This is a genomic window from Salmonella sp. SAL4457, from assembly GCF_046548235.1.
GTDB classification, from domain to species: domain Bacteria; phylum Pseudomonadota; class Gammaproteobacteria; order Enterobacterales; family Enterobacteriaceae; genus Salmonella; species Salmonella enterica.
Genome location: NZ_JBGDZO010001389.1, coordinates 1 through 234, shown reverse-complemented (window position 1 = coordinate 234; position 234 = coordinate 1). Strand labels below are relative to the sequence as shown.

General features: G+C 56.8%; 1 protein-coding gene. It reads right to left on the bottom strand.

From position 1 onward, the window contains the following. Positions 1-113: 113 nt before the first annotated feature. Positions 114-234 (bottom strand): Fe-Mn family superoxide dismutase (locus tag ACLJNW_RS28720; protein WP_410962092.1); only part of this gene is annotated, 121 nt, incomplete at its 5' end.

The window sequence follows — 234 nt, the reverse complement described above, 5'->3', positions numbered from 1 at the left end:
GCTATCACGAGCGAAGGTCTACCAGTTCCTGAGGGTAGACGATGGCTCCTCGACCGCAGATTAAAACGAAAAAGCCCGGCGAATGCCGGGCTTTTTCGTGGTTCTGATCAGACTCAGGCAGCGAAATTCTTCGCTACGAAGTCCCAGTTGACCAGGGTCCAGACCGCCTCGACGTACTTCGGACGCAGGTTGCGGTAGTCGATGTAGTAGGCGGGTTCCCAGACGTCGCAGGTC